This is a genomic window from Roseovarius sp. 217 (assembly GCF_000152845.1).
Taxonomy (GTDB): Bacteria; Pseudomonadota; Alphaproteobacteria; order Rhodobacterales; family Rhodobacteraceae; genus Roseovarius.
Genome location: NZ_CH902584.1, coordinates 3671429 through 3696811, shown reverse-complemented (window position 1 = coordinate 3696811; position 25383 = coordinate 3671429). Strand labels below are relative to the sequence as shown.

At 60.8% G+C, this 25383-nt stretch carries 24 protein-coding genes; 19 read left to right on the top strand and 5 right to left on the bottom strand.

Annotation, left to right across the window (positions count from 1 at the left end):
* Window positions 1–23: 23 nt before the first annotated feature.
* From der to ROS217_RS17715, 3 genes are all read left to right on the top strand, one after another.
* Window positions 24–1487 carry a ribosome biogenesis GTPase Der gene (der, locus tag ROS217_RS17725; RefSeq protein WP_009819174.1) on the top strand — a complete coding sequence of 488 codons (1464 nt, stop codon included), beginning with the start codon at window positions 24–26 and terminating at the stop codon, window positions 1485–1487.
* A gap of 121 nt (window positions 1488–1608) precedes the next feature.
* Window positions 1609–2622, top strand: coding sequence for a fatty acid desaturase (locus tag ROS217_RS17720; protein ID WP_009819173.1), 1014 nt, complete (start codon window positions 1609–1611; stop codon window positions 2620–2622).
* A 179-nt stretch (window positions 2623–2801) separates the two neighbouring features.
* Complete coding sequence (locus ROS217_RS17715; protein ID WP_009819172.1) at window positions 2802–3368, top strand: hypothetical protein; 567 nt, start codon at window positions 2802–2804, stop codon at window positions 3366–3368.
* 224 nt (window positions 3369–3592) lie between these two features.
* Here ROS217_RS17715 and serS read toward each other — a convergent pair whose 3' ends face one another.
* A complete protein-coding gene (serS, locus tag ROS217_RS17710; protein WP_009819171.1) occupies window positions 3593–4885 on the bottom strand; it encodes a serine--tRNA ligase in 1293 nt (430 codons plus the stop codon).
* A 160-nt stretch (window positions 4886–5045) separates the two neighbouring features.
* Here serS and yajC point away from each other — a divergent pair, with 160 nt between their 5' ends.
* The 9 genes from yajC to ROS217_RS17665 are packed head-to-tail and all read left to right on the top strand — an operon-like array spanning window position 5046 to window position 11880.
* Window positions 5046–5327 carry a preprotein translocase subunit YajC gene (yajC, locus tag ROS217_RS17705; protein WP_009819170.1) on the top strand — a complete coding sequence of 94 codons (282 nt, stop codon included), beginning with the start codon at window positions 5046–5048 and terminating at the stop codon, window positions 5325–5327.
* Between the two features lie 40 nt (window positions 5328–5367).
* Window positions 5368–8004: a protein translocase subunit SecD gene (gene secD, locus ROS217_RS17700; protein ID WP_009819169.1), complete on the top strand. Its 2637-nt coding sequence runs from the start codon at window positions 5368–5370 to the stop codon at window positions 8002–8004.
* Window positions 7997–8758: a sulfite exporter TauE/SafE family protein gene (locus tag ROS217_RS17695; RefSeq protein ID WP_009819168.1), complete on the top strand. Its 762-nt coding sequence runs from the start codon at window positions 7997–7999 to the stop codon at window positions 8756–8758. Before secD ends, ROS217_RS17695 begins: the two co-directional genes overlap by 8 nt.
* Before the next feature lie 3 nt (window positions 8759–8761).
* A complete protein-coding gene (locus tag ROS217_RS17690) occupies window positions 8762–9115 on the top strand; it encodes an Mth938-like domain-containing protein (protein WP_040650717.1) in 354 nt (117 codons plus the stop codon).
* A 56-nt stretch (window positions 9116–9171) separates the two neighbouring features.
* Window positions 9172–9789 (top strand): heme ABC exporter ATP-binding protein CcmA, encoded by a 618-nt coding sequence (ccmA, locus tag ROS217_RS17685; RefSeq protein WP_009819166.1) that lies wholly within the window; start codon window positions 9172–9174, stop codon window positions 9787–9789.
* Complete coding sequence (gene ccmB, locus ROS217_RS17680) at window positions 9786–10442, top strand: heme exporter protein CcmB (protein WP_009819165.1); 657 nt, start codon at window positions 9786–9788, stop codon at window positions 10440–10442. The genes ccmA and ccmB overlap by 4 nt, the downstream gene beginning before the upstream one ends.
* A 16-nt stretch (window positions 10443–10458) precedes the next feature.
* On the top strand, window positions 10459–11199 hold the full coding sequence (locus ROS217_RS17675; protein ID WP_009819164.1) for a heme ABC transporter permease: 741 nt from the start codon (window positions 10459–10461) through the stop codon (window positions 11197–11199).
* Window positions 11196–11354, top strand: a complete 159-nt coding sequence (gene ccmD, locus ROS217_RS17670; RefSeq protein ID WP_009819163.1) for a heme exporter protein CcmD — start codon at window positions 11196–11198, stop codon at window positions 11352–11354. Before ROS217_RS17675 ends, ccmD begins: the two co-directional genes overlap by 4 nt.
* Window positions 11347–11880 carry a DsbE family thiol:disulfide interchange protein gene (locus ROS217_RS17665; protein WP_009819162.1) on the top strand — a complete coding sequence of 178 codons (534 nt, stop codon included), beginning with the start codon at window positions 11347–11349 and terminating at the stop codon, window positions 11878–11880. Before ccmD ends, ROS217_RS17665 begins: the two co-directional genes overlap by 8 nt.
* Before the next feature lie 55 nt (window positions 11881–11935).
* Here the strand turns inward: ROS217_RS17665 and ROS217_RS24145 are convergent, their stop codons facing one another.
* Both ROS217_RS24145 and acnA read right to left on the bottom strand, forming a co-directional pair.
* Window positions 11936–12082 carry a hypothetical protein gene (locus tag ROS217_RS24145; protein WP_157046630.1) on the bottom strand — a complete coding sequence of 49 codons (147 nt, stop codon included), beginning with the start codon at window positions 12080–12082 and terminating at the stop codon, window positions 11936–11938.
* A 202-nt stretch (window positions 12083–12284) separates the two neighbouring features.
* Complete coding sequence (gene acnA, locus ROS217_RS17660) at window positions 12285–15047, bottom strand: aconitate hydratase AcnA (RefSeq protein WP_009819161.1); 2763 nt, start codon at window positions 15045–15047, stop codon at window positions 12285–12287.
* 247 nt (window positions 15048–15294) lie between these two features.
* Between acnA and ROS217_RS17655 the strand changes: the two genes are divergently transcribed.
* A complete protein-coding gene (locus tag ROS217_RS17655) occupies window positions 15295–16014 on the top strand; it encodes a DUF1223 domain-containing protein (RefSeq protein WP_009819160.1) in 720 nt (239 codons plus the stop codon).
* 64 nt (window positions 16015–16078) lie between these two features.
* Here ROS217_RS17655 and moaA read toward each other — a convergent pair whose 3' ends face one another.
* Window positions 16079–17086 (bottom strand): GTP 3',8-cyclase MoaA, encoded by a 1008-nt coding sequence (moaA, locus tag ROS217_RS17650; RefSeq protein WP_009819159.1) that lies wholly within the window; start codon window positions 17084–17086, stop codon window positions 16079–16081.
* Between the two features lie 85 nt (window positions 17087–17171).
* Here moaA and ROS217_RS17645 point away from each other — a divergent pair, with 85 nt between their 5' ends.
* From ROS217_RS17645 to ROS217_RS17635, 3 genes are all read left to right on the top strand, one after another.
* Window positions 17172–17624, top strand: coding sequence for a hypothetical protein (locus tag ROS217_RS17645; RefSeq protein WP_040650714.1), 453 nt, complete (start codon window positions 17172–17174; stop codon window positions 17622–17624).
* A 75-nt stretch (window positions 17625–17699) separates the two neighbouring features.
* On the top strand, window positions 17700–18365 hold the full coding sequence (locus ROS217_RS17640; RefSeq protein WP_009819157.1) for an HAD-IA family hydrolase: 666 nt from the start codon (window positions 17700–17702) through the stop codon (window positions 18363–18365).
* A gap of 90 nt (window positions 18366–18455) precedes the next feature.
* Window positions 18456–19652 carry a DegT/DnrJ/EryC1/StrS family aminotransferase gene (locus ROS217_RS17635; protein ID WP_040650712.1) on the top strand — a complete coding sequence of 399 codons (1197 nt, stop codon included), beginning with the start codon at window positions 18456–18458 and terminating at the stop codon, window positions 19650–19652.
* Window positions 19653–19865: 213 nt separating this feature from the next.
* Here ROS217_RS17635 and ROS217_RS17630 read toward each other — a convergent pair whose 3' ends face one another.
* The gene (locus ROS217_RS17630; protein WP_009819155.1) at window positions 19866–21254 is read right to left on the bottom strand and encodes a M20/M25/M40 family metallo-hydrolase; all 1389 of its coding nucleotides are present in this window, start codon (window positions 21252–21254) and stop codon (window positions 19866–19868) included.
* 233 nt (window positions 21255–21487) lie between these two features.
* Between ROS217_RS17630 and hemA the strand changes: the two genes are divergently transcribed.
* From hemA to ispG, 3 genes are all read left to right on the top strand, one after another.
* Entirely contained in the window at window positions 21488–22717 is a 1230-nt protein-coding gene (hemA, locus tag ROS217_RS17625) for a 5-aminolevulinate synthase (protein ID WP_009819154.1), read from the top strand.
* Between the two features lie 116 nt (window positions 22718–22833).
* A complete protein-coding gene (locus tag ROS217_RS17620; protein ID WP_009819153.1) occupies window positions 22834–24087 on the top strand; it encodes a helix-turn-helix domain-containing protein in 1254 nt (417 codons plus the stop codon).
* 90 nt (window positions 24088–24177) lie between these two features.
* Complete coding sequence (gene ispG / locus ROS217_RS17615) at window positions 24178–25305, top strand: flavodoxin-dependent (E)-4-hydroxy-3-methylbut-2-enyl-diphosphate synthase (protein ID WP_009819152.1); 1128 nt, start codon at window positions 24178–24180, stop codon at window positions 25303–25305.
* The last annotated feature ends 78 nt before the right edge of the window (window positions 25306–25383 follow it).

Here is a 25383-nt window from a genome sequence, read left to right as displayed (position 1 = left end):
TTGATCCGCACCGGAGCCGCAACATGACCTTTTCTCTCGCCATCGTGGGCCGTCCCAATGTTGGCAAATCGACGCTGTTCAACCGTCTGGTGGGCAAGCGCCTTGCTCTGGTTGATAACCAGCCCGGCGTCACGCGTGATCTGCGCGAAGGTGCGGCACGGCTGGGTGATCTGCGGTTCACCGTCATTGATACCGCCGGTCTGGAAGAGGCCACGGACGAGAGCCTTCAGGGTCGCATGCGCAAGCTGACGGAGCGCGCGGTCGACATGGCAGATGTCTGCCTCTTTTTGATTGATGCGCGCGCGGGCGTGACCCCTACCGATGAGATTCTGGCTGAAATCCTGCGCAAACGCTCAGCCCATGTAATCCTTGCGGCCAATAAGGCCGAGGGGTCGGCAGCGGATGCGGGCGTGATAGAGGCCTGGGGTCTGGGGCTGGGCGAGCCTATTCGCCTGTCGGCTGAGCACGGCGAGGGTCTGAACGACCTCTATTCCCAATTGATGCCGCTGTCGGACGCCTTTGAAAAACGTGCCGAGGCAGAAGCGCCCGAAGTTGACGTTGCCCTTGAGGAAGACGAGGACGACGAGGATCTGACTTACCGCAAGCCCACCAAGGCGCGCCCGATGCAGGTCGCGGTCGTGGGGAGACCCAATGCAGGAAAATCGACGCTGATCAACAAGATCCTTGGCGAAGAGCGGCTCTTGACTGGCCCTGAGGCCGGGATCACGCGCGATGCCATCTCACTCCAGATCGACTGGGATGGGTTGCCGGTGCGGATTTTCGACACGGCGGGCATGCGAAAAAAGGCGCGGATTCAAGACAAGCTGGAAAAGCTGTCCGTGTCGGATGGGCTAAGGGCGGTAAAATTCGCCGAAGTGGTTGTGGTTCTGTTGGATGCTGCGATTCCGTTTGAACAACAGGATTTGCGGATTGCTGATCTGGCCGAGCGCGAGGGGCGCGCGGTCGTGGTCGCCATCAACAAATGGGATATGGAACCCGACAAGAGCGACAAGATCCGCGAATTGCGCGAGGCCTTTGAGCGACTCTTGCCGCAGTTGCGCGGTGCGCCGCTGGTGACAGTGTCCGCCAAGACCGGCAAGGGGCTCGACCGGCTGCGCGATGCCGTCTCCAAGGCGCATGAAGTCTGGAACCGGCGTGTGACCACGGCGCAACTCAACCGCTGGCTGGTGGGAATGCTAGAGCAGCATCCGCCCCCCGCACCGGGTGGCAAGCGCGTGAAGCTCCGCTACATGACCCAGGCCAAGACGCGACCACCGGGATTTGTCGTCATGTGCAGCCATCCGGAAAAATTGCCCGAGAGCTATTCGCGCTATCTGGTCAACGGGTTGCGCACGGATTTCGACATGCCCGGCACGCCGATCCGCCTCTATTTCCGCAGTCAGGCGGACAAGAACCCCTACAAGGCCAAAAAGAAGGCGGGCCCGTCGAGCCTACGCAAGCATTTGTCGGGCCGTCCGAGCGACTAGCCGATGCTCCTATCAAGGGGGCATCGAGATGAAAATCGAATTTGCCCTCTTGCATTCGTCGCCGACAAGTTCAAATCCTTGGTACGTAAGACTGTTACCTCTCTGTGGCAAGGAGGCTGACGTGACCGAGACCCCCGATCAGGCTGCACTACGCGCGTTTCTAAAACCCTATACGGCCAAGAGCGACTTGCGCGGCGCAGTGTCGTTGACAGGGACATTCGCGACCTATGCAAGCGCTTTGATCTTTGGAGCGTGGCTCGCGATGCACCAGCAGTGGGTCGGGGCAGGGGTGCTGATCGTAGTGATGGCCTTTGCTTCGGTTCGGCTCTATGTGCTGCAACATGATTGTGGGCATCAGTCGCTGTTTGCCAATCGCCGGATGAATGACGCGGCGGGTCATCTGCTGTCGATCTTTTCCCTGACCCCTTACCGGGTCATGCAATACAATCACAATCAGCATCACGCCTATCTCGGCAATCTGGATCATCGCGAGACGACCGAGGTCTATACGATGACGCTGGCCGAATGGCAGGCCGCACCTTGGTCGCGGCGGCTGTGGTATCGCATGTATCGCAATCCGCTGGTGATGCTGTCGTTGGGCGGGATTTATGCCTATTTCATCGCCTATCGCTGGCCGCGCAACACCCGGCTGGTGGGCGTATGGGGGGTCATCGCGCATAACGTGATGTTGATGGGCTTTATTGGGCTTGTGTGGACCATGTTTGGCGTGACGGGTGTCTTGGTTTGGTGTCTGAGTGCGGTGATTGCTGGGGTGATCGGGGTCTTTTTGGTCTTTCTCCAGCATAATTTCGAAGAGACCTATTGGGACCGCAAACCGTCGCTGGATTTCCGCAAGGCGACGCTTGTGGGGTCAAGCTCGCTTGATCTGGGATGGTTGTGGGATCTGGGGACGGGCAATATCGCTTATCACGACCTGCACCACTACAACCCCGGCATCCCGTCCTACAACCTGCGGCGGTGTCAGAATGATCTACCCGACAGCTTGCGGTCCCATGACGTGATCCGCTGGCCCGAGGCGATCCGCAGTTTCCGGTTGAAGCTCTGGGATGAGGCGGCGGGGCGGCTGGTGCCGTTTCCAAAGGCTGAAACGGCGCGCATGGTGGCGGCGGAGTAGGGGGAGTTGGCAGGTGAGATGACTTTCACGTCATACCGTTGAGCTAAAACCGAAATCGGACATTCGCGCTGGAATGCGGTGGGTCAGGTTTGAGTCCATAGTGCATGATGCTGCGTAATGCGTAATCGGCTGCTATGCTGATCAAATTGACCTGCTAAGTAGCGACAAGTGAGACCCGAATGTCAGACCAAGATCCTGCGATCGAAAGACTTTATGCCGAGCACGGAGATGATATTTCCCGATTAGCCCAAGACGTACAGAACGCTTATTCGTTCTCAAAAGTCTCCTTCATATATGGGCGTCTAAAGAAGCTGGGACCATGGAAGCCAGAAGACTTTAGTATGGAGCTGATCTTCGAAATTGACATGATGCAAGCCGCTCTCGCAGTTGAGTATTCAAGAGTTTTTGTCAGTGGTTCTAGAAAAGTAAGCAACGGTAAGGTTCCGCAGCACCTAAAGTCAGTTCATGAAGAAATAATTCAGCTAAGGAATAAGCGGTATGCGCATGACGGCGCTCACGCATCTGTAGATAACTCAGTAAATATTTTGATTGAAGGAGAACGAGTTACCTTAAAAACTGGCGCGGAAATGGCGATGTGTCTTGGTGCCCCCCCTGAGTGGGAAGAACTTATCAAGTGGCTTGGTCAATTCTTGTTTGAACAAACCGAAAAGCAGTTGAAGCGATTAACGGAAAAGACTGGCCTCGAATGGGTGCAGCCTATGGGGCCGCCGCCGGACTGGCTATAAACCGTGGCTTCTAGAATTTGTACGCACCAGCGCCGAACGGTAGGATTGAGCTTGTTGCGGTCATTGAATGCTTCGAGGCCAATTACAGCCCCGTCCGCTCTCTGGACTTTCGCGCTCGATCGAAACCACATCCGTCCCGGGCTTGACCCGGGACCGCGCCGAGGCCGCGTGGAGGCCCCGGGTCAGGCCCGGGGCGATGCGAGCCGGATCAGACGCAAGCTGCTTTACCCCAGGCTGCCATCCGCGTTGAGGATCGTCTTGCCGCGCAGGTAGGGGTGCAGGGCGTCGGGGATACGGACGGAGCCGTCGGCCTGTTGGCCGTTTTCCAAGACCGCGATCAGGCAGCGACCGACGGCGAGGCCGGAGCCGTTGAGAGTATGGAGGAATTCGGGTTTGCCGCCGCCTTGCGGTTTGAAGCGGGCGTTCATGCGGCGCGCTTGAAAGTCGCCGCAGACGGAGACCGAGGAAATCTCGCGGTAGGTGTTTTGCCCCGGCAGCCAGACCTCGATGTCATGGGTGCGGCGCGCGCCAAAGCCCATGTCGCCGGTGCAAAGCACGATGGTGCGATAGGGCAGGCCAAGCCGCTCGAGGATGCCTTCGGCACAGCCGGTCATGCGGTCTAACTCGGCGCGGCTCTCGTCGGGGTGGGTGATCGAGACCATTTCGACCTTTTCGAACTGGTGTTGGCGCAGCATGCCTGCCGTGTCCCGACCCGCGCTGCCTGCCTCGGAGCGGAAGCATTGGGTGTGGGCCACGTAGCGGCGCGGTAGGGTGGCGGCCTCGACCGTCTCGCCATGCACGATATTGGTGAGCGTTACCTCGGCGGTGGGCACCAGCCACCAGCCATTGGTGGTCTCATAGCTGTCCTCGCCGAATTTTGGCAATTGCCCGGTGCCCAGCATCATTTCGGGGCGCACGAGCACGGGGGTCCATGTCTCTTGCAACCCGTTTTCCTCGATATGGGTGTCGAGCATGAATTGCGCCAAGGCGCGGTGCAGGCGGGCGATGCTGCCAGAGAGGACCACAAAGCGCGCGCCGGAGAGTTTGGCGGCGGTCTCGAAATCCATTCCCGGCTGCACGCCGGTGATCTCGTAATGCTCTTTGGGTTGGAAATCGAAAATGGCGGGCGTGCCCCAACGGCGCAGCTCGACATTGCCGCTCTCGTCTGTGCCGTCTGGCACATCGTCAAAGGGCAGGTTGGGCAGGGCCATCAAGTGATCCGTCAGTTGCATGTCGAGCGCCTTAGCCTCGGCCTGCATTGCGGCCATTTCAGCCTTTTTATCTGCCACCAATGCGCGAAGCCGCTCAAATTCCGCTTCATCGCCGCGCCCTTTGGCGGCACCTGCTTCTTTGCTGGCGCGGTTCTGCTCGGCTTGCGCGGTTTCAGCCGCGTGGATGCGGGTGCGACGGGCCTCATCGAGCGCGAGGATCTCTGGCGTGACCGGGGCCAGACCACGGCGCGCGAGGGCGGCGTCAAAGGCGTCGGGGGTCTCGCGGATGGCGCGGATATCGTGCATGGCCTTGGTCCTTGGAGCTATCGGTGAATCGCTTGGGCGGCGTTATGCACCAGAAACCGGGCCTGCGCCATGCTTTCGCGCCTTGCAAATACCCCCCGCCGCGCCTAGGTTTCCGGGCAATTCGCGGGCAGGTGTCCGCGCCACAGATAGAGGATACCCCATGGAAGCCTTTGGCCAGTTCATCCCGCTCATTCTGATCTTTGCGATCATGTATTTCCTGCTGATCCGTCCGCAACAAAAGAAGCTCAAAGAACACAAGGCGATGGTCGAGGCGCTGCGTCGGGGCGATCAGGTGGTGACGCAAGGCGGTCTGATCGGCAAGGTGTCGAAGGTCAAGGATGACAGTGAAATCGAGGTTGAATTGGCCGACGGCGTGAAGGTTCGCGTCGTGCGCGCCACCATCGCGCAGGTGCTCTCCAAAACCGAGCCCGCCGAGGGCTAAGCCCATCCTACCCGCGCCAAAGCACTGAAAGGGCAGGAAAATGCTGCAAATCGACCTGTGGAAACGCCTCTGCATCTGGGGGCTCGTTGCTCTTGGTCTGATGCTGGCCCTGCCCAACGGCTTTTACGGCAAGGTCGAGCGGCATAACGATGCCGTGGCCGCTGTGGAAGCGGGGGTTGATCCGGCGACGGTGACCGAGGACCTCGCGGTTTGGCCGGAGTGGATGCCGTCCAACCTTGTCAATCTGGGTCTTGATCTGCGGGGCGGCGCGCATCTTCTTGCTGAGGTCAAGGTTGAGGACGTCTATCAGGCGCGCGTCGAAGGCATGTGGCCAGAGGTGCGCGATCTTTTGCGCGAGGAGCGTGATCGGGTCGGACCGATCCGCTTGCAAACGACCGAGGCGCCGGAATTGCGGATTCGTCTTGTGGAGAGGCCCGAGATGGCAGCTGAGGCTGCCGCTCTGGTGCGTGGTATTGCCCGGCCTGTGACCGATACTCTGACCGGTGTCGGGGGCAGCGACATCGATGTGACAAGTGAAGGTGCTGACATCATCGTACGGCTGAGCGAGGCCGAGCGACGCGCCACCGATGATCGCACCGTGCGGCAGGCGCTGGAGATTATCCGACGCCGGATCGACGAGGTGGGCACGCGGGAGCCGACCATTCAACGGCAGGGCGCGGACCGTATCCTCATCCAGGTGCCGGGAATTGGCAGTGCGGCCGAGTTGAAGGCGCTGATCGGCACCACCGCGCAATTGACCTTTCAACCGGTCATAAGCCGCGCGTCGTCTGCGGACGCGCAGGCCGGTGCGGGCAACGAGGTTTTGCCGTCGCTGGATGAGGAAGGCGTGTTCTACATCCTAGAGCGAGCCCCAGTGGTGACAGGTGAGGAACTGGTCGACGCGCAGCCCGATTTCGACCAGAACGGGCGACCAGCGGTGTCGTTCCGGTTCAACCCGACGGGCGCGCGCAAATTCGGTGATTACACGGCTGAGAATATTGGCAATCCATTTGCTATCGTGCTCGATGGCGAGGTGATCAGCGCACCGGTGATCCAAAGCCACATTGCCGGTGGCTCTGGCATCATAACTGGTAATTTCAATGTGGAAGACAGCACCAATCTTGCAGTTCTGCTGCGGGCGGGAGCGTTGCCGGCGGGGCTCGAGTTTCTCGAAGAGCGGACCGTCGGGCCGGAACTCGGGGCGGACAGTATTGAAGCGGGCAAGCTGGCCTGTCTCGTGGCCTTTGCCTTGGTGCTGGTTTATATGGTGCTGAGCTATGGCGTCTTCGGCATCTTTGCCAATATCGCCTTGATCATCAATGTTGGCTTGATCTTTGGTCTTCTCAGCCTGATCGGGTCTACGCTTACCCTGCCGGGTATTGCCGGGATCGTGCTGACCATCGGGATGGCGGTGGATGCCAATGTGTTGGTGTTTGAGCGCATCCGCGAAGAGATGAAATCGGCCAAAGGCGCCGCGCGCGCCATTGATCTGGGCTATGAGAAGGCGATGAGCGCCATCGTTGATGCCAATATCACCACCTTCATGACGGCTCTCATTCTCTATGTGATGGGCTCGGGTCCGGTGCGAGGGTTTGCCATCACGCTTGGGCTGGGGATTATCACCTCCGTCTTTACGGCGCTCTTTGTCACGCGCCTGATTGCGGTCATCTGGTTCGAGCGGCGGCGTCCCAAGACGGTCCTGACAGGACGATACCTTCGAATTGTGCCAGAGGTGACATCACTGGATTTCTTTGGCCGTTGGAAACTTTGGTTGGGAATTTCCGGGGTTATGATCCTCGTGGCGCTTGGCTCTTTTGCAGTGCAGGGGCTGAATTTTGGCATTGATTTCAAGGGCGGCACCACAATCCGCACGCAAAGCGCGCAGGAGGTGGATATCGGCACCTATCGCGAGGCGATTGGCGGGCTGGGATTGGGCGATATCAGCATTACGGAGGTGTTCGATCCAACCTTTGGCCCAGATGAAAACGTCGCGATGCTTCGAATTCAGGCGCAGGATGAGGCCGAAAGTGTCACACCAGAGGTGATTGCAGCGGTGGAGGCGGCGTTGCAGCAGGCCGTGCCGGATATTCAGTTCACCTCGGTTGAAAGCGTCGGGCCGAAGGTGTCGGGCGAACTCATTCAAGCGGCCATGCTGGCGGTGGCGCTCGCCATCGGAGCGGTGCTTGTCTATATCTGGATGCGGTTTGAGTGGCAATTCGCCGTCGGGGCCGTAATTGCCTTGGTGCACGATGTTGCCTTGACGATCGGTGTCTTTTCAGAGCTTCAGATTCAGTTCGATCTGGCGATCATTGCGGCCCTCTTGACCATCGTCGGCTACTCGCTCAACGATACGGTGGTGGTGTTTGACCGGGTCCGCGAGAACCTGCGTAAGTACAAGCAAAAGCCACTGCGTGACGTGCTCAACCTCTCGATCAACGAAACCCTGAGCCGGACCATGATGACCTCGGTCACGACATTGCTGGCCTTGGTCGCGCTCTACTTCTTGGGGGGAGATGTGATCCGGGGCTTTGTGTTTGCCATGATCTGGGGCGTGATCGTGGGAACGTATTCTTCGATTTTCGTGGCAAGCACGGTTCTCATGTGGCTTGGAATCAAGCGCGATTGGTCGAAACCGGATGCCAATGCAGGCACTCAGTTCGCCAATATAGATGCCTGAGGCGCTGAGCGCAGTCGGAGCAACACCAGGCCTGATCTGGCTCCTGCTGGCGATCGGCTTGGCCGGCATTGTCCGGGGATTCACCGGGTTTGGGACCGCGTTGATTTTTGTACCGGTGGCGGGAATATTTCTGCCGCCGCAAATTATCGTTGGGGTGATCACACTTACAGGTATTGCCAGCACCTCTGCGCTCTTGCCGCGCGCCTGGAAGCACGCAGACCGGCGAGAGGTGGCGGTTCTGGCATGTGCAGCCCTTGTGACCGTTCCGGTCGGACTCTGGCTCATGGCGCAGCTTGATCCGGTCAGCATCCGTTGGGTGGTTGCTGGTGTGGGCTCCGTTACCCTTGGTGCCCTGATCACCGGTTGGCGGTTCTCGGGGCATGTGAGTCGACCCGTGCTCGTGGCAATCGGCGGCGTGGCCGGGGTGATTGGTGGCTTGACCGGCCTGACCGGCCCGGTGGTGATCCTCTTTTACCTCGCAGGTCAGTCGGTGGCGCAGTCGGTGCGGGCCAACACGATCTTGTTTCTGGCGGCACTTGATGTGGTGATTGTCGTGAACCTGCTGCTGCGCGGAGCGGTCAACGGTCAGATCTTTCTGCTGGCGCTGGTCCTAGCCGTGCCGTATTTTATCACCTCGCTCATTGGTCAATCGTTGTTTGACCCACGTCACGAGCGGCTTTACCGTTGGGTGGCCTATGCGGTGATCGGCCTTGCGGTTTTGAGCGGCCTGCCAATCTGGAACAAGGGGGTATGAGCCATGCGTATGACTGAGATCAGTTTTTCTGGCGCGACTCCGATTGATGGCTACGGGGCGGGGTTCTTTCGGGTGGCCGGACAGGTGATGGAGGGTGCGATATTGGTCACTCCCACCGGGGCCCGAAGCTGGGGCGGCTATGATGATGTCGATGCATTGCTCGCGCTGGTGGATGATATCGACGTGGTTTTCATCGGCACCGGTTCAGAAGTTACGCATATTCCCAGTGAGTTACGTTCCGCTCTTGATGCGGCTGGAATTGGCGCTGAGACAATGAATTCACCCGCAGCATGCCGGACCTATAATGTGCTCTTGTCCGAAGGGCGCAGGGTGGCGGCGGCGGTGTTGCCAGTGTGACGATCCGCGCAAGGATCGCGCTTTTCGATTATGGTGCATTGGGTTAAGCAAAGCGCATGAAGCTGAAAGTCTCAGACCTGACGATTGCGCGCGGCGGAATTCCGGTGCTGGAAGGGTTGAGCTTTGCGCTGGACTCTGGCCAGGCGCTTGTTTTGCGAGGGCCGAATGGGAGCGGCAAGACCACGCTCTTGCGCACGGTGGCAGGGCTGCAACCGGCGGTGTTGGGGCGCATCGACGTGCCGCCTGAAAGCCTCGTTTATGCGGGGCATGCGGATGGGATCAAACCGACGCTGAGCGTTGCCGAGAACTTGAAGTTCTGGGCGGAGGTATTTGGAAATAAAGACTATTCTCATGCAATTGATGCTTTCAAGCTGGCTCCTCTTGCCGACCGGCCGGCTGGCGCACTGTCAGCGGGGCAAAAGCGCCGTCTCGGATTGGCGCGGCTCTTGGTGACGGGACGGACAATCTGGGTTCTCGATGAGCCGACAGTTTCCTTGGATGCAGAGGCCGTTGCGCTTTTCGCAACCGCTGTGCGCGGACATCTGGCGGCAGGGGGCTTGGCGCTGATCGCGACGCATATCGACCTTGGGCTAAGCGAAGCGCAGGTGCTCGATGTCGGGGGCTATCGTGCCAAGCCTTTGGCAGAGAACGATTTTGATGGGGCCTTCCTGTGATCGCCCTCTTGCTTCGCGATATCCGTTTGGCGATGCGGGCGGGCGGTGGCTTTGGCCTTGGGGTGTCGTTCTTTCTCATAGTCGTCGTGCTCGTTCCCTTTGGCGTCGGGCCACAGAGCGTGCTTCTGGCGAAGATTGCGCCGGGGATGCTTTGGCTGGGGGCGCTTCTGGCCTGCCTGTTGTCGCTCGATCGCATTCTGGCGCTCGATTGGGAGGATGGCAGTCTCGACCTTCTGGCGACGTCTCCGCTGCCGATGGAGGGGGTCGTCAGCGTGAAAGCCCTCGCACATTGGGTGACGACTGGCTTGCCTCTGGTAGCGGTGACACCGGTCCTTGGTCTCCTGCTCAGCCTGCCAGAAGCGGGCTATAAGTGGTTGATTATATCTCTTTTTGTGGGAACGCCTGCCCTGAGTGTTATCGGCACCTTCGGGGCCGCGCTGACCGTGGGGCTCAAGCGCGGAGGCCTGTTGCTGAGCCTGCTTGTGCTACCGCTTTATGTGCCTACACTGATTTTCGGGGCCGAGGTCGCGCGGCGAGGGGCAGACGGGTTTGACACCACGACACCGCTCTTGATGCTGGCGGGGATCACCTGCGGCACCATCGCGCTTTTGCCTTTTGCCTCGGCTGCGGTATTGAGAGTGAACCTGCGCTGATGACACGGGGAAAGCGATGAACCTGAACGCACTCTGGGAATATGCCAATCCCAAGAAATTCATCCAGACCACGGACCGGGTTTTGCCTTGGTTTGCCGGGCTGGCAGCGGTGACGTTGGTGGGGGGGCTGATCTGGGGATTCTTCTTCACGCCTGCCGATTACCGCCAAGGTTCGACCGTTAAAATCATTTATTTACATGTGCCTAGCGCCTTGATGGCGATCAATGCCTGGCTGATGATGTTGGTCACCTCGCTGGTCTGGATCGTGCGGCGGCATCATGTCAGCGCCTTGGCGGCACGGGCTGCGGCACCGGTGGGGATGGTGATGACCGTGATTGCGCTCTTGACCGGGGCAATCTGGGGTCAGCCGATGTGGGGAACATGGTGGGCCTGGGATCCACGACTCACCAGCTTTCTTATCCTTTTTCTCTTTTATCTCGGATACATAGCCCTGTGGGAAGCAATCGAGAACGATGATACGGCGGCGGATCTGACCAGCATTCTGTGCCTTGTCGGATCGGTCTTTGCCCTCTTAAGCCGCTATGCGGTGAATTTCTGGAACCAAGGATTGCATCAAGGGGCGTCGCTCAGCCTCGACAAAGAAGAGAATGTGGCGGATGTGTTTTGGTATCCTCTGCTGGTCTGCATGGCAGGATTTGTTTTTCTTTTCATAGCCTTGGTGCTGATGCGAACGCGCACGGAAATCCGCGCGCGGCGGATGCGGGCGCTCTTGGCGCGTGAGAGGATGGGGGTATGATGCCGGAACTTGGAAAATACGCCGAGGCGGTTCTGTCCTCTTATGCGGTGGCGATTGTGCTGATCGTGGGCCTCATCACGGTCAGTGTGATGCGCTCAAATCGCGTGAAGAAAGAGCTGCAACAGATTGAAAGCAAGGTGAAATCAAATGGCTAAGATCTCACCGTTGATGGTGCTGCCGCTGGTCATTTTCGCGGGATTTGCCGGTCTGGCCTTTGTCGGCTTGCAACGGGACAACCCCAACGAGCTGCCTTCGGCGCTGGCAGGCAAGGCGGCACCCGCGGTGTTGGTGACTCCGCTGGGTGATGGAAAAACGTTCGATGACAATGATTTGCGAGACGGAACTGTCAAACTTGTGAATTATTGGGCAAGCTGGTGTGCGCCCTGTCGGGTGGAGCATCCCAATCTCGAGAAACTCGCCAAGGATGGTGTGGCGATCTATGGGGTGAATTACAAGGATAAGCCGGATAACGCTTTGAATTTCCTTAAAGAACTTGGAAATCCCTATGCCGCGCTAGGGGCGGATGAAACGGGACGGATGGCGCTCGACTGGGGTGTCTATGGCGTGCCCGAGACCTATGTCATTGACGGCAAAGGCAATATCGTGTTGCGCTTTGCCGGACCAATCACCGAACGGGTGATGCAGAACACGATCCTGCCAGCGATCGAGGCGGCGCGCTGAGGTGTACAGGATGCACCTTGTGTACGCGGGTTTTGTACACAGGCGACGGCATCCGTCAGTCAGGAACGTGACAGGTCGCTGATCCGGTGGTCGTTTCGGGCAGAGGACAGGTGTGCCGTGCCGTGCCTTCGCCGAAAGCGCCGTAGACGGCAAGCAGGCTGATCAGACCGGCCTGAGCGAGAATAAGTGCGGTGCTACGCATGATTTACCTTTCTTCAATGTCTTGCCTCCAAGATTGGGGGGCGACACCGTGTTTGAAAGGGGACTCACGTCACAATGACATCAGATCAGCGCGATCGGCAGGGATTGGCCGGAATTTGGGCAGAGGTGGCGAAACCCTGCGCAGGAAATGAAAAAGGCGGCCCGTATGCGGGGCCGCCCTGTCGATGATGCCGTGGACTGAATCAGGCCACGGATTTGGCGAGGTTGCGCAGCACGTAATGCAGGACACCGCCATGTTCGATATATTCGATCTCGATCGCGGTATCGATCCGGCATTTGAGCGTGATCGTCTTGGTCGAGCCATCGGCATAGGTGATGGTGCAGGGCACCTCTTGCAACGGTTTGATCGTGTCGAGGCCCGAGATGGCCACGGTTTCATCGCCGGTAAGGTCCAGCGTCTTGCGCGTGTCACCGCCGGTGAACTCGAACGGGATCACGCCCATGCCCACGAGGTTGGAGCGGTGGATACGCTCAAAGCTCTCGGCGATCACGGCCTTGACGCCCAGAAGCGCCGTGCCCTTGGCCGCCCAGTCGCGCGAAGAGCCCGCGCCATACTGCTCGCCGCCAAAGATCACCAGAGGCGTGCCTGCCTCTTGATAGGCCATGGACGCATCAAAGATCGACGTCTGCGCGCCGTCCGGCCCCTTGGTGTAGCCGCCCTCGACGCCTCCGGTTTCATTGGCCAGCATCTCGTTGCGGATGCGGATATTGGCGAAGGTGCCGCGCATCATCACCTCATGGTTGCCGCGCCGCGAGCCGTAGGAGTTGAACTCGCGCACGGGCACCTGACGCTCGGTCAGGTATTTGCCGGCGGGGGTGCTGTCCTTGAAAGAGCCAGCGGGCGAGATGTGGTCTGTGGTGACCATATCCCCCAAGAGCGCCAGAACGCGTGCGCCCGAGATGTTGGAGATCGTGCCCGGCTCTTTGGCCATGCCTTTGAAATAGGGGGGATTTTGCACATATGTCGATTGCGCGGGCCAATCATAGGTCTCGCCTTCGGAGGTCTCAACGGCTTGCCACATTTCGTCGCCTTTGAAGACATCGGCATATTTCGACTGGAACGCCTCGCGCGTCACCGTGCGTTCCACCAGATCCGCGATCTCTTTCTGGCTCGGCCAGATGTCCTTGAGATGGACCGGGTTGCCGTCCCGGTCGGTGCCCAGCGGCTCGGTCGACAGGTCGATGTTCATGTCGCCCGCGATGGCATAGGCCACAACAAGGGGCGGCGAGGCGAGGTAGTTGGCGCGCACGTCGGGGGAAATGCGACCCTCGAAATTGCGGTTGCCCGAGAGCACGGAGGTGGCCATCAGGTCGCCTTCGGCAATCGCCTCGGAGATTTCCTTTTGCAGCGGGCCGGAGTTGCCGATGCAGGTGGTGCAGCCATAGCCCACGAGGTTGAAGCCGATGGCATCGAGATCTTCTTGCAACCCGGCGGCCTCGAGATAGGCGGAGACCACCTGAGAGCCGGGGGCGAGCGAGGTTTTGACCCAGGGCTTGCGGTTGAGGCCGAGGGCGCGCGCCTTGCGGGCGACGAGACCGGCACCGATCATCACATAGGGGTTCGACGTGTTGGTGCAGGAGGTGATCGAGGCGATCACCACAGAGCCGTCGCGGATCGTGTAATCCTCACCCGTGACCTTGACCGATTTGCGCGGGTCGGAGGCCACGGCGGTGGCCGGTCCCTCGGCGGCCATGTCTGTGGCGGCGGGGCTGGTATCCTTGCCCCGGTATTCGGAGACAACATCGAGGAAGGCCGCCGCGGATTTGTCGAGGGTGACGTAATCCTGCGGGCGTTTCGGACCGGAGATGGCGGGCACGATGGTGCCCATATTGAGGCTGAGCGTATCGGTATAGACCGGCGCGTAATCGGCACCGCGCCAGAAACCGTTGGTCTTGGCATAGGCTTCGACCAATTGCACGCGGGCCTCATCGCGGCCGGTGTTGCGCAGGTAGCGCAGGGTCTCGTCGTCGATCGGGAAGAAGCCGCAAGTGGCGCCGTATTCGGGGGCCATATTGGCGATGGTGGCGCGATCCGCCAGCGGCAGGTGATCGAGACCGGCACCGTAGAATTCGACGAATTTGCCGACAACGCCCTTTTTGCGCAGCATTTCGACGACCTTGAGCACAAGGTCTGTGCCGGTCGTGCCCTCGATCATCCGGCCGGTCAGCTCAAAGCCGACGACCTCTGGGATGAGCATCGAAATCGGTTGCCCCAGCATCGCGGCCTCGGCCTCGATCCCGCCCACGCCCCAGCCAAGCACGGCCATGCCGTTGACCATGGTGGTGTGGCTGTCGGTGCCGACGAGCGTATCCGGGTAGGCCACGACCTCGCCATTCTGGTCGGTGTCGGTCCAGACGGTTTGGGCGAGATATTCGAGATTGACCTGATGGCAGATGCCGGTGCCTGGCGGCACGACGCGGAAGTTGTTGAACGCACCTTGGCCCCATTTCAGGAATTGGTAGCGCTCCATGTTCCGCTCGTATTCGCGGTCGACGTTCATCTGGAAGGCGCGGGGATTGCCGAATTCGTCGATCATCACCGAGTGGTCGATGACGAGATCGACGGGATTGAGCGGGTTGATCTGCTGGGCGTCCCCACCCAGGGCCTTGATCCCGTCGCGCATGGCGGCGAGATCGACGACGGCCGGCACTCCGGTGAAATCCTGCATCAGCACGCGGGCCGGGCGATAGGCCAGTTCGCGGTTGGCGCGGCCACCGTTTTCTGCCCAGTCCGAGAAGGCGCGGATGTCGTCGAGCGAGACGGTCTTGGCATCCTCGAACCGCAGCATGTTTTCCAGCACGACCTTGAGGGCGGCGGGCAGGCGCGAGAAATCGCCAAGTCCGGCCTCTTCGGCGGCGGCGATCGAGTAATAGGCGACCGACTGGTCACCGACGGTGAGGGTCTTGCGGGTCTTGGCGCTGTCTTGTCCGACACTGATGGGCATGGGGCCGTCCTTTCATGGTCGAGGCTGGATCACTTGCCCCTGCTTCTGACCGATTTGAAACGCTCGATCAAGAGGGGTGAAGATAGATTTGTATACTATTGCACACAATTGATGGTTATTTCAAGAAATCACGTCCGACTCTCGAAACGTTGATTGGTTATTGTAGGGCACGCGACCTAGATACGAGCGGTGAGCGATATGATACAGTCGCGGTGTGACAGGGCAGATCCAACGGGAAGCAGACGTTATGCGACAGATGGCAGCGAGCGTGGTCGCGGGACTTTTGTGCCTTTGGGCGGCGCAGGGCGGGGCGCAGGAGCGACCCGATCCTGACAGACCTGTGGTGGTGGAGCTTTTCACGTCGCAGGGATGCGCCTCTTGTCCGCCGGCAGATGCGTTTTTTCTTGAACTGGTGGCGCGGGAGGATGTGGTCGCACTGTCGCTGCATGTGGATTACTGGGATTACATCGGCTGGACGGACAGTTTTGGCAGTCCGGACAATAGCGCGCGGCAGCGCGGGTATGCCAAGACCGCAGAGCGCAAGATGGTCTATACGCCGCAGATGATCATCAATGGCGAGGATCATGTTGTGGGCACGCGCCTCAAGGATGTGGCCGATCTGATCGAAAAGCACCGGGCGCAGGCGACGAATGGCATAGATGTCGAGGTCACGCGCGATGAGAAACGGGTGCAGATCCGCGCCACCGCCGACCCGGCGCGCGCCATGCCGCTGGTGGTGCAATTGGTGCGCTACATTCCGAAGGAAACCGTTGCGATCGAGCGGGGTGAGAATGCAGGCCAAACAATCACCTATGCCAATATCGTGACCGAGATGACGCCTCTGACCGTCTGGGACAGCCGCGAACCGCTGGAACTGGAAGTGGAATTGGCGCGCGAGGATAATGCCGTCGTTCTGCTGCAATACCTGGATCATGGGACGATCGAGGCCGTGGCGCATCTCCGGTGAGCGCGCGGCGGATCGCCCCGTCTGATTTGAGTATTTCTGGAACGATGAGACGCACGGGCGGGCATCAGCCGCCAGTGTGGCTCATGTGGCGCGAGACGCGGCCATCCACGGTCTGACGGGAATAGTCGAAATCATGGCCTTTGGGTTTGCGCGTGATGGCGGCGCGAATCGACTCTTGGAGCAGGACATCGCTGCCGGGATTGTTGCGCAGGGGCGCGCGCAGGTCGGCCATATCCTCTTGACCCAGGCACATGTAAAGCTCGCCGGTGCAGGTGAGGCGCACGCGGTTGCAGCTTTCGCAGAAATTATGCGTGAGCGGCGTGATGAAACCGATTTTCTGCCCCGTTTCCTCGATCCGCACATAGCGGGCGGGGCCGCCCGTGCGCTCGGGCAAATCGGTGAGCGTGAAGCGCTCGCGCAGGCGGGTGCGCAGGTCCGAGAGTTTCCAGTATTGGTCGAGCCGGTCCTCATTGCCGATGTCGCCCATCGGCATGACTTCGATGAAGGTGAGATCCATGTCGCGGGAGGCGCACCACTCGGTCAGGGTGAAGAGCTCGTCCTCGTTGAAGCCTTTGAGCGCGACGGTATTGATCTTGACGCGCAGCCCGGCGTTCTGGGCCGCGTCAATCCCTTTGAGCACCTGCGGCAGGCGACCCCAACGGGTGATATCGGCGAATTTCTGATCATCGAGCGTGTCGAGCGAGATATTCACCCGGCGCACGCCAGCGGCGAAGAGGTCGCCGGCGAAGCGTTCCATCTGGCTGCCGTTGGTGGTGAGGGTCAGTTCCTTGAGCGCGCCCGTTTCCAAATGGCGTGTCATGGCGTCAAAGAAGGTCATGATGCCCTTGCGCACCAGCGGTTCTCCGCCGGTGATGCGCAGTTTCTCGACGCCCATGCGGATGAAGGTCGAGCACATGCGGTCCAGTTCTTCGAGCGTGAGCAATTCACGCTTGGGCAGGAAGGTCATGTTTTCGGACATGCAATAGACGCAGCGGAAATCGCAGCGGTCTGTCACGGAGACGCGCAGGTAGGAGATGGCGCGCTGGAACGGGTCTATCAGAGGTGCTGTCATGGCGTAAATCTAGGCGGGGGGGCGAGGCGGGGCAAGGGACAAGTTGGCCGTTGAAGGGGCAAGTTCAGGTGGGTAGGGTGGACATATGAGACATTTGGCCATGATCTTGGGTGTTTTGGGCGTGGCAGGCGGCGTGACAGGCTGTGCGCAGGTGGAACGGGTGTTCGCGCCGCGCGCGGAGCCCGTGCCCGAAGCGGTGGCACCGATGACACCTGAAACGCTGGACGCCACGACGCCCGCCGAGCGCAAGGCGGCGCGGGTTGAGGCCGCGACTGCGCCGGCGGGGGCGCTGGGAACAACCGTGGCCTCGCTTGGCTCGCCCGCTGAGCCGGGGCTCTGGCTCAAGACGCCTTTGGTCGATGCACCGGGGCGGGGTCGCGTGGATTATGCGCCGACCGGGCAGTCGGTGGCGGTGGACCTCATTCCGCTAGAGGCGGAGCGGGGGGCGGGCAGCCAATTGTCGCTGGCGGGGTTCCGGGCCGTTGGGGCGGCGCTGACGGCGCTGCCGGAACTGCGGGTTTACCGACTGGCAGACTAAGCCTGCGCGTCTTTTCCTTTGTATTTCGGGCAGGCTCGCTCTATCCGCTGGCGAGAGGCGGATAGGGGGCAGGGCATGCGCACGGTTGTTTTCGATCTGGATGGGACGCTGGCCGATACCAGCGGCGATTTGCTGGCGGCGGCCAATGCCTGTTTTCGGGATATGGGCGCGGGCGATCTCTTGACGCTGGAGACCGATACTGGCGTCGCGCTGCGCGGGGGGCGTGCGATGCTGCGGCTGGGGATGGAGCGGTTGGGGCGGGCCGGGGACGAGGCCACGATCGACCGCTATTACCCGGTGCTGCTGGAGGCCTATGCCGAGGCGATTGATGTGCATACCGTGCTCTATCCCGGCGCGATGGCGGCGGTGGCGCAGTTGAGCGGAGATGGCTACCGCGTGGCGGTCTGCACCAACAAGCCCGAGGGTCTGGCGCGTATCCTCTTGGAGCGGTTGGGGGTGTTGGGGGCGTTTCAGGCGCTGACCGGCGCCGATACGCTGGCGGTGCGCAAGCCGGACCCGGAGCATCTGCGCGAAACCGTGCGGCGGGCGGGGGGTGACCCAAACCGCGCCCTGATGGTGGGGGATACGGTCACGGATCACGAGACCGCGCGGGCGGCGGGCGTGCCGTCGGTCCTGGTGGGGTTCGGCCCCGGCGGGGCGGCGGTGGCGGCGCTGAATCCCGAGGCGGTGATCGGGCATTACGACGAGTTGCCCGGCGTTGTGCGGCGTCTTATCGGCTGAGCCGCAGGGCGGTTTCGGATTTTCTGAAGGAAGCCGGGGACGCGCCGCAAAACCATTGACGAGGGCGGGGGAGCGCCCCAAAACATGGGTATGACAGAGAGATTCACAGGCAATTTCACGCAACAGGAGCCGATCCCCGAAGAGGGGATTGCGGCGGCGCTCGAGGTGCTGCGCTCGGGCCGGTTGCATCGGTATAACCTCGTGGGTGAGGAGGCGGGCGAGGTGGCGGCGCTGGAGCGCGAGTTCGCCGCCTATACCGGCGCGCGCTATGCGCTGGCGGTCACATCGGGCGGCTATGCGATGGCCACGGCGCTGCGGGCCTTGGGCGTGGGGCCGGGGGACAGGGTGCTTACCAATGCCTTTACGCTCGCGCCTGTGCCGGGGTCGATTGCCAGCGTGGGGGCGGTGCCGGTTTTCGTGGGTGTCACAGAGGCGCTGACGATTGATCTTGAGGATTTGGCCGCCAAGGTGGGGGAGGCATCGGTGTTGATGCTGAGCCATATGCGCGGGCATCTGGCGGATATGGATGCGCTCATGGCGATTTGTGATGCGGCCGGTGTGACGGTGATCGAGGATTGCGCGCATACGATGGGGGCGGCGTGGCGCGGTATCCCCTCGGGACGCTGGGGCAAGATCGGGTGCTATTCCACCCAGACCTACAAGCATATGAATTCCGGCGAGGGCGGGTTTCTGATCACGGATGATGACGAGGTGATGGCGCGGGCGGTGATGCTGTCAGGGTCCTATATGCTCTATGGCAAGCATGGCACGGTGCCTGCCCCCGAGGTTTTTGAGCGGGTGAAATATGACACGCCCAATGTTTCAGGGCGGATGGATCATCTGCGCGCGGCGATATTGCGGCCGCAATTGCGGGCTCTGGGCGCGCAGTGCGAGAAGTGGAATGCGCGCTACCGCGTGGTTGAGGATGGCTTGCGCGGCACGCCGGGGTTGACGGTGGTGGAGCGGGCCGAGGCGGAGCGCTATGTGGGATCGTCCATTCAGTTCCTGTTGCTGGACTGGGACGGGGGACGGATTGCCGAGGTGTTGAAGCGATGCCTTACGCGCGGGGTGGAGTTGAAATGGTTTGGCGGGGCGGAGCCGGTGGGATTCACCAGCCGTTATGACAGTTGGCGCTATGCGCCGTCGCTGCCGATGCCCGCGAGCGACCGGATTTTGCGTGGGATTGTCGATATGCGCCTGCCGCTGACCTTTAGCCTCGAGGATTGCGCGCAGATTGCGCGGATCATTCGGGCCGAGGTGGGGGCGGTGTATCAGGCGCAGGTGTGAGGGGGCTTGAGCGGACATTGGCCTCAAGCGGTAAGCCGCGCGATCGCTGGGCCGTCCCGCGGCCTAGCGATTACGAGAGGGTGCATACCTCTTTGAAATCATACGGACTTGGCTGACATAAACTGGCAGCCAAGTCCGTCGCATCGTTAGTCGCCGGCCCAGGGATCGCGGGGGTTACTGCTTGAGGCCAATGTCCCCTTCAGCCAACTCTTCTCACTTCGCCAGCGCATCCAGCACCCGCGCCCAGCTTCGGATGCCTTTGTGAAAGCTCTGGACGTTGTATTTCTCATTTGGGGAATGGATGGCGTCATCCTCTTGGGCAAAGCCGATGAGCATGGCGTCAAGGCCGAGCACCTCTTTGAAAAACCCGGCGATGGGGATGGATCCGCCCATGCCGGTAAAGACCGCTTCGCGCGCCCATTCGTCCGAGAGCGCCTGACGGGCGGCCTCGAATTCGGGGCGGTTGATGTTCATCACGGCGGCGGGTGAGCCGTCAAGATCCTGATTCCAGGTGATTTTGGCATCGGGTGAGAGGCGATCCTCGACGTGTTTGCGGACCTTTTTGCGCAATTTATCAGGGTCCATGTCGCCAACAAGGCGGCAGGTCAGTTTGCAATGCGCCTCTGACGGGATCACCGTTTTGGTGCCCGCGCCCTGATAGCCACCCCATAGCCCGTTGATTTCCAGCGTTGGGCGCGCCCATTGCTGGACGAGGGTGGAATAGCCCTCTTCGCCATGCGCTCGGGTCATGCCGACCGACGAGAGATACTCGTGTTCGTCAAAGCCGCAGCTTTCCCATTGGCGCAGGAGGTCGGCGGGCACCTCATGCACGCCCTCGTAGAATCCCTCGACCGCGACGCGGCCCTGATCGTCATGGAAGGAGGCGATGAGGCGCGAGAGTTCACTTAAGGGGTTGAGGGCGGGGCCACCGTAATGGCCGGAGTGCAGGTCGATGCGCGGGCCGGTGATGGTGAACTCGTCCTTGAGCATGCCGCGCAGTTGCGAGGCGATGGAGGGCACGCCGGGGGCCACCATCGAGGTGTCGCAGATCAGCGCCAGATCGGCGGAAAGCTCGGCGGGATTCTCGCGCATAAAGGGGATGAGCGAGGGTGAGCCTGATTCTTCTTCGCCTTCGAAAAAGAAGGTGATGCGGCAGGGCAGGGTGCCGGTCACGTCCCGATAGGCGCGGCAGGCCTCAACAAAGGTCATGAGCTGGCCCTTGTCATCTGACGACCCGCGCGCGCGGATCACTTTTCCGTGCGGCGTGTCCTGAATTTCGGGGGCGAAGGGATCGGTGTGCCAGAGCGCCAGAGGATCGACCGGCTGGACATCGTAATGGCCGTAAAAGAGCAGGTGCGGTCCGGTGCCACCGGAGGGGCCATCGACATGGCCCACCACCATTGCGCGGCCCGGCGTCGCGCGCTTTTCTGCTGTGACGCCAAGAGCTTGCAGCTCTGCAACCAGCCAATCGGCGGCGGCGTCACACTCGCCGGCATAGGCCGGATCAGTGGAGATCGAGGGGATGCGGAGCAAGCCCATGAGCCGGTCGAGGGCGCTGGGCAATTGGTCGTCGATGCGGGAGAGAACGGCGGAAAGCGACATGACTGGCCTTTGGGTTTTGACTATGGATTGTGGCGAGGGTATCAGGCCGGGCGGCACTGTCCAGTGACTTGACCCAAGTCAAGGAAGAGGGGAGCGGCAATTTGTAACCTGTTGTCTCAGAGGGTAGGATTATATATCCATTCTAAATGTTGAATAAGTGGCACAGGATTTGCCACCAAGACCCGAAAGGCGGCTGGCACCGCTCGCCCGTACCGATCAGGAAGGAACAGCCAGTGGATTACACAGCCAAGCTGGATCAAGCGATTGACCGTCTGCATCAGGAAGGTCGCTATCGGACCTTTATTGATATCGAGCGCCGCAACGGCAATTTCCCGCATGCGATCTGGCGCAAGCCCGACGGGGTGGAGCAGCCGATCACGGTCTGGTGTGGCAATGACTATCTGGGCATGGGACAGCACCCGGCTGTGCTGGCGGCGATGCATGAGGCGCTTGATGCCACGGGTGCCGGGTCTGGCGGCACGCGCAACATTTCCGGCACCACGGTTTATCACAAGCGGCTGGAGGCGGAACTTGCCGATCTGCATGGCAAGGAATCGGCGCTGCTCTTTACCTCGGCCTATATCGCCAATGACGCGACGCTGAGCACGCTGCCCAAGCTCTTTCCGGGGCTGATCATCTATTCCGACGCGCTCAACCATGCCAGCATGATCGAAGGCGTGCGCCGCAATGGCGGGGCCAAGCGGATTTTCCGGCACAATGATGTCGAGCATCTGCGCGAATTGCTGGCCGCCGATGATCCAACAGCACCCAAGCTGATTGCCTTTGAGAGCGTCTATTCGATGGATGGCGATTTTGGTCCGATCGAGGCGATTTGTGATCTGGCGGATGAGTTTGGCGCGCTGACCTACATCGACGAGGTGCATGCGGTGGGCATGTATGGCGCGCGCGGGGCAGGGATCAGCGAACGCGACCGGCTGATGCACCGTCTCGACATCATCAACGGCACGCTCGCCAAGGCCTATGGCGTGATGGGCGGTTATATCGCGACCTCGGCTAAAATGTGCGACGCCGTAAGGAGTTATGCGCCGGGATTCATCTTTTCGACATCGCTGGCACCGGCGCTGGCGGCGGGGGCGACGGCATCGGTTGCCTTGCTCAAGACCTCTGAGGGACAAAAGCTGCGCGTGCAGCATCAGACGCAGGCGACCATCCTCAAGACCCGGCTCAAGGGCATGGGGCTCCCGATGATCGACCACGGCAGCCACATCGTGCCTGTGATCGTCGGAGACCCGGTCCATACCAAGAAGTTGAGCGATATGCTTTTGGAAGGCTATGGCATTTATGTGCAGCCGATCAATTTTCCGACCGTGCCGCGCGGCACCGAGCGGCTGCGCTTTACGCCCTCGCCGGTGCATGGGCCCAAGGAGATGGATGCATTGGTGCGTGCGATGGATGAATTGTGGAGTCATTGTGCGCTGAATCGCGCCGAATTGGCCGGCTAGTCTCTCTGCGCGTGCATTATACCTTGCCTTGTGTTACCGTCTGATGAAGAAAAGTTCTGAGTTCGAATCGGGACATTCGGGCAGTTGGGCAAAAGACTCGAGAGGCAGGGACCCGCATGATTGGGCGGCGATTTTCGCGAAAGGCCGACGTGGAAGAGGTTGAGGCCCGTGGCTTTGACGCTTTTGATTTGCGCCTTGGCGATCTGATGCGCGGTGAGCGCGCGACGCTCGGAAAATCCCTGTTGGACGTGGAACGTGAGTTGCGGATCAAGGCCAATTACGTGGCTGCGATCGAGAATTGCGAGCCCTCGGCCTTTGATACCCCCGGTTTCATTCCCGGCTACGTGCGGTCCTACGCGCGCTATCTCGGTATGGATCCGGATCAGGCGTTCAAGACATTTTGTCTTGAGTCCGGCTTTTCCATTGCTCATGGCATGTCTGCGGAGGCGTCTTCGATCCGCAAACCGGGTCCGGCCAAGCAACGCAAGGCGGCGCTGCAAGATCCGCTGATGTCCCCAAACACCCCGTTTCTGCCAGCCTCCGAAAGCTTTTTGTCACGCATCGAGCCGGGGGCTATTGGATCTGCTCTGGTCCTCGTCGCGTTGATCGGCGCTATTGGCTATGGCGGGTGGAGCGTGTTGCGTCAGGTGCAACAGGTGCAACTTGCCCCGGTCGAAAATACGCCGGTGGTCTTGGCCGATCTTGACCCGCTGAGCGGCGCCACTGTGATCCCCGGCGATGTGATCCCCGGAGAGGATGCCGCGTCGGGTGTGTTTCAGCCACCACGCGATGAACGGTTGAGCCGCCTCTATCGCCCCAAGGCGCTGGATGTGCCGGTGATGGTGGCGCGGGATGCGCCGATTTCCACGCTGGACCCGCGCGACGTGGGGACCTTGAGTCCGGTTGCACCGAATGCGGATCGTGACAGCGGTATCGCGCTTGCGCTGAATGAGGCGCAAGGGTTTGAACCGCTTGGCGATGAGCTCCCCGGCCCGAACCGTCCACAGGTTGTGGCCGATACGATGGCGGCTGTGCAAATGGTCGCCGTACGCCCGGCTTGGGTGCGGGTGCGGGCCGCCGATGGCAGTGTGATCTTTGAGGGCATTCTGAACGCGGGTGACACCTATCCGGTGCCTGCGACAGAAGAGCCGCCGACCTTGCGGGTGGGCGAATCGGGAGCTGTTTATTTCGCGGTGAACGGCGCGCATTACGGCCCCGCAGGAGAGCGGGGCGCTGTGACCTCTGGTCTGGCCTTGACTGCGGAAGAATTGACGGGACGCTATGCGCTGGCCAATATCGAGGCGGATCAGGATCTGATGCGCTATGTCGCAGAGGCGCAGATTGCGCCAGAGGCTGCACCGCTGCAATAAGCGGCAATCAGCGTCGCGCGATTGCCCCGACCCCCCTGTCGTATTATCTAGGGGTAACGGTCACTCTCAGATGAAACGGGGCAAGACGCGATGTCGCTCAACCATATCCGCCCGTGGCGCAATATTTATCGCCGCAAATCCCGTCAGATCATGGTGGGCAGCGTGCCCGTGGGCGGCGATGCGCCCATCACGGTTCAGACCATGACCAACACCCTGACCACCGATGTGGCGGGCACGGTGGCACAGGTGCAGGCGGCGGCAGAGGCGGGGGCGGATATTGTCCGGGTCTCGGTGCCCGATGAGGCGAGTGCGAAGGCGCTCAAGGATATCGTGCGCGAAAGCCCGGTGCCGATCGTGGCAGATATTCATTTCCATTATAAGCGCGGGATCGAGGCCGCCGAGGCGGGGGCCGCCTGTCTGCGGATCAATCCGGGCAATATCGGCGATGAGCGCCGCGTGCGCGAGGTGATTGCGGCGGCGCGGGATCATGGCTGTTCGATGCGGATCGGCGTCAATGCCGGGTCATTGGAAAAGCATCTCTTGGATAAATACGGCGAGCCTTGCCCCGATGCGATGGTCGAGAGCGGTTTGGAGCATATCCGTATTCTGCAAGACAATGATTTCCACGAGTTCAAGATCAGTGTGAAAGCGTCGGATGTCTTCATGGCCGCCGCCGCCTATCAGCAATTGGCCGAGGCCACCGATGCGCCGATCCATCTGGGGATCACCGAGGCGGGGGGCCTCATGTCCGGCACGATCAAGAGCGCGATTGGTCTGGGCAACCTGTTGTGGATGGGGATTGGCGATACGATCCGGGTGAGCCTGAGCGCCGATCCGGTGGAAGAGGTCAAGGTTGGCTATGAAATCCTGAAATCGCTGGGCCTGCGGCATCGCGGGGTGAATATCATCTCTTGCCCCTCTTGCGCGCGGCAGGGGTTTGACGTGATCCGCACGGTCGAGGCGCTGGAAAAGCGGCTGGAGCATATCAAGACGCCAATGAGCCTGAGCATCATCGGCTGTGTGGTCAATGGCCCCGGCGAGGCGCTGATGACCGATGTCGGCTTTACCGGCGGCGGGGCAGGCAATGGCATGGTCTATCTGGCGGGCAAGCAGAGCCACCGGATGGATAACGTCCAGATGATCGACCACATCGTCGAACAGGTCGAGCGGCGGGCGGCGGAGATCGAGGCGGAGACGGCGGCGCAGGCGGCGGAGTAGCGCGGGCTTTGCCGCGTTTGCAAAGCGCGGAAAACTTGCTAAGGCAGGCGCGAGCCAATTCCAGCAAAGGATTCCCCG

Bases quoted from the DNA above. Each gene is read 5' to 3' on its own strand.
- der (WP_009819174.1), top strand. From the start codon at position 24: ATGACCTTTTCTCTCGCCATCGTGGGCCGTCCCAATGTTGGCAAATCG.
- ROS217_RS17715 (WP_009819172.1), top strand. From the start codon at position 2,802: ATGTCAGACCAAGATCCTGCGATCGAAAGACTTTATGCCGAGCACGGA.
- serS (WP_009819171.1), bottom strand. From the start codon at position 4,885: ATGCACGATATCCGCGCCATCCGCGAGACCCCCGACGCCTTTGACGCC.
- yajC (WP_009819170.1), top strand. From the start codon at position 5,046: ATGGAAGCCTTTGGCCAGTTCATCCCGCTCATTCTGATCTTTGCGATC.
- secD (WP_009819169.1), top strand. From the start codon at position 5,368: ATGCTGCAAATCGACCTGTGGAAACGCCTCTGCATCTGGGGGCTCGTT.
- ROS217_RS17695 (WP_009819168.1), top strand. From the start codon at position 7,997: ATGCCTGAGGCGCTGAGCGCAGTCGGAGCAACACCAGGCCTGATCTGG.
- ROS217_RS17690 (WP_040650717.1), top strand. From the start codon at position 8,762: ATGCGTATGACTGAGATCAGTTTTTCTGGCGCGACTCCGATTGATGGC.
- ccmA (WP_009819166.1), top strand. From the start codon at position 9,172: ATGAAGCTGAAAGTCTCAGACCTGACGATTGCGCGCGGCGGAATTCCG.
- ROS217_RS17675 (WP_009819164.1), top strand. From the start codon at position 10,459: ATGAACCTGAACGCACTCTGGGAATATGCCAATCCCAAGAAATTCATC.
- ccmD (WP_009819163.1), top strand. From the start codon at position 11,196: ATGATGCCGGAACTTGGAAAATACGCCGAGGCGGTTCTGTCCTCTTAT.
- ROS217_RS17665 (WP_009819162.1), top strand. From the start codon at position 11,347: ATGGCTAAGATCTCACCGTTGATGGTGCTGCCGCTGGTCATTTTCGCG.
- ROS217_RS24145 (WP_157046630.1), bottom strand. From the start codon at position 12,082: ATGCGTAGCACCGCACTTATTCTCGCTCAGGCCGGTCTGATCAGCCTG.
- acnA (WP_009819161.1), bottom strand. From the start codon at position 15,047: ATGCCCATCAGTGTCGGACAAGACAGCGCCAAGACCCGCAAGACCCTC.
- ROS217_RS17655 (WP_009819160.1), top strand. From the start codon at position 15,295: ATGCGACAGATGGCAGCGAGCGTGGTCGCGGGACTTTTGTGCCTTTGG.
- moaA (WP_009819159.1), bottom strand. From the start codon at position 17,086: ATGACAGCACCTCTGATAGACCCGTTCCAGCGCGCCATCTCCTACCTG.
- ROS217_RS17645 (WP_040650714.1), top strand. From the start codon at position 17,172: ATGAGACATTTGGCCATGATCTTGGGTGTTTTGGGCGTGGCAGGCGGC.
- ROS217_RS17640 (WP_009819157.1), top strand. From the start codon at position 17,700: ATGCGCACGGTTGTTTTCGATCTGGATGGGACGCTGGCCGATACCAGC.
- ROS217_RS17635 (WP_040650712.1), top strand. From the start codon at position 18,456: ATGACAGAGAGATTCACAGGCAATTTCACGCAACAGGAGCCGATCCCC.
- ROS217_RS17630 (WP_009819155.1), bottom strand. From the start codon at position 21,254: ATGTCGCTTTCCGCCGTTCTCTCCCGCATCGACGACCAATTGCCCAGC.
- ROS217_RS17620 (WP_009819153.1), top strand. From the start codon at position 22,834: ATGATTGGGCGGCGATTTTCGCGAAAGGCCGACGTGGAAGAGGTTGAG.
- ispG (WP_009819152.1), top strand. From the start codon at position 24,178: ATGTCGCTCAACCATATCCGCCCGTGGCGCAATATTTATCGCCGCAAA.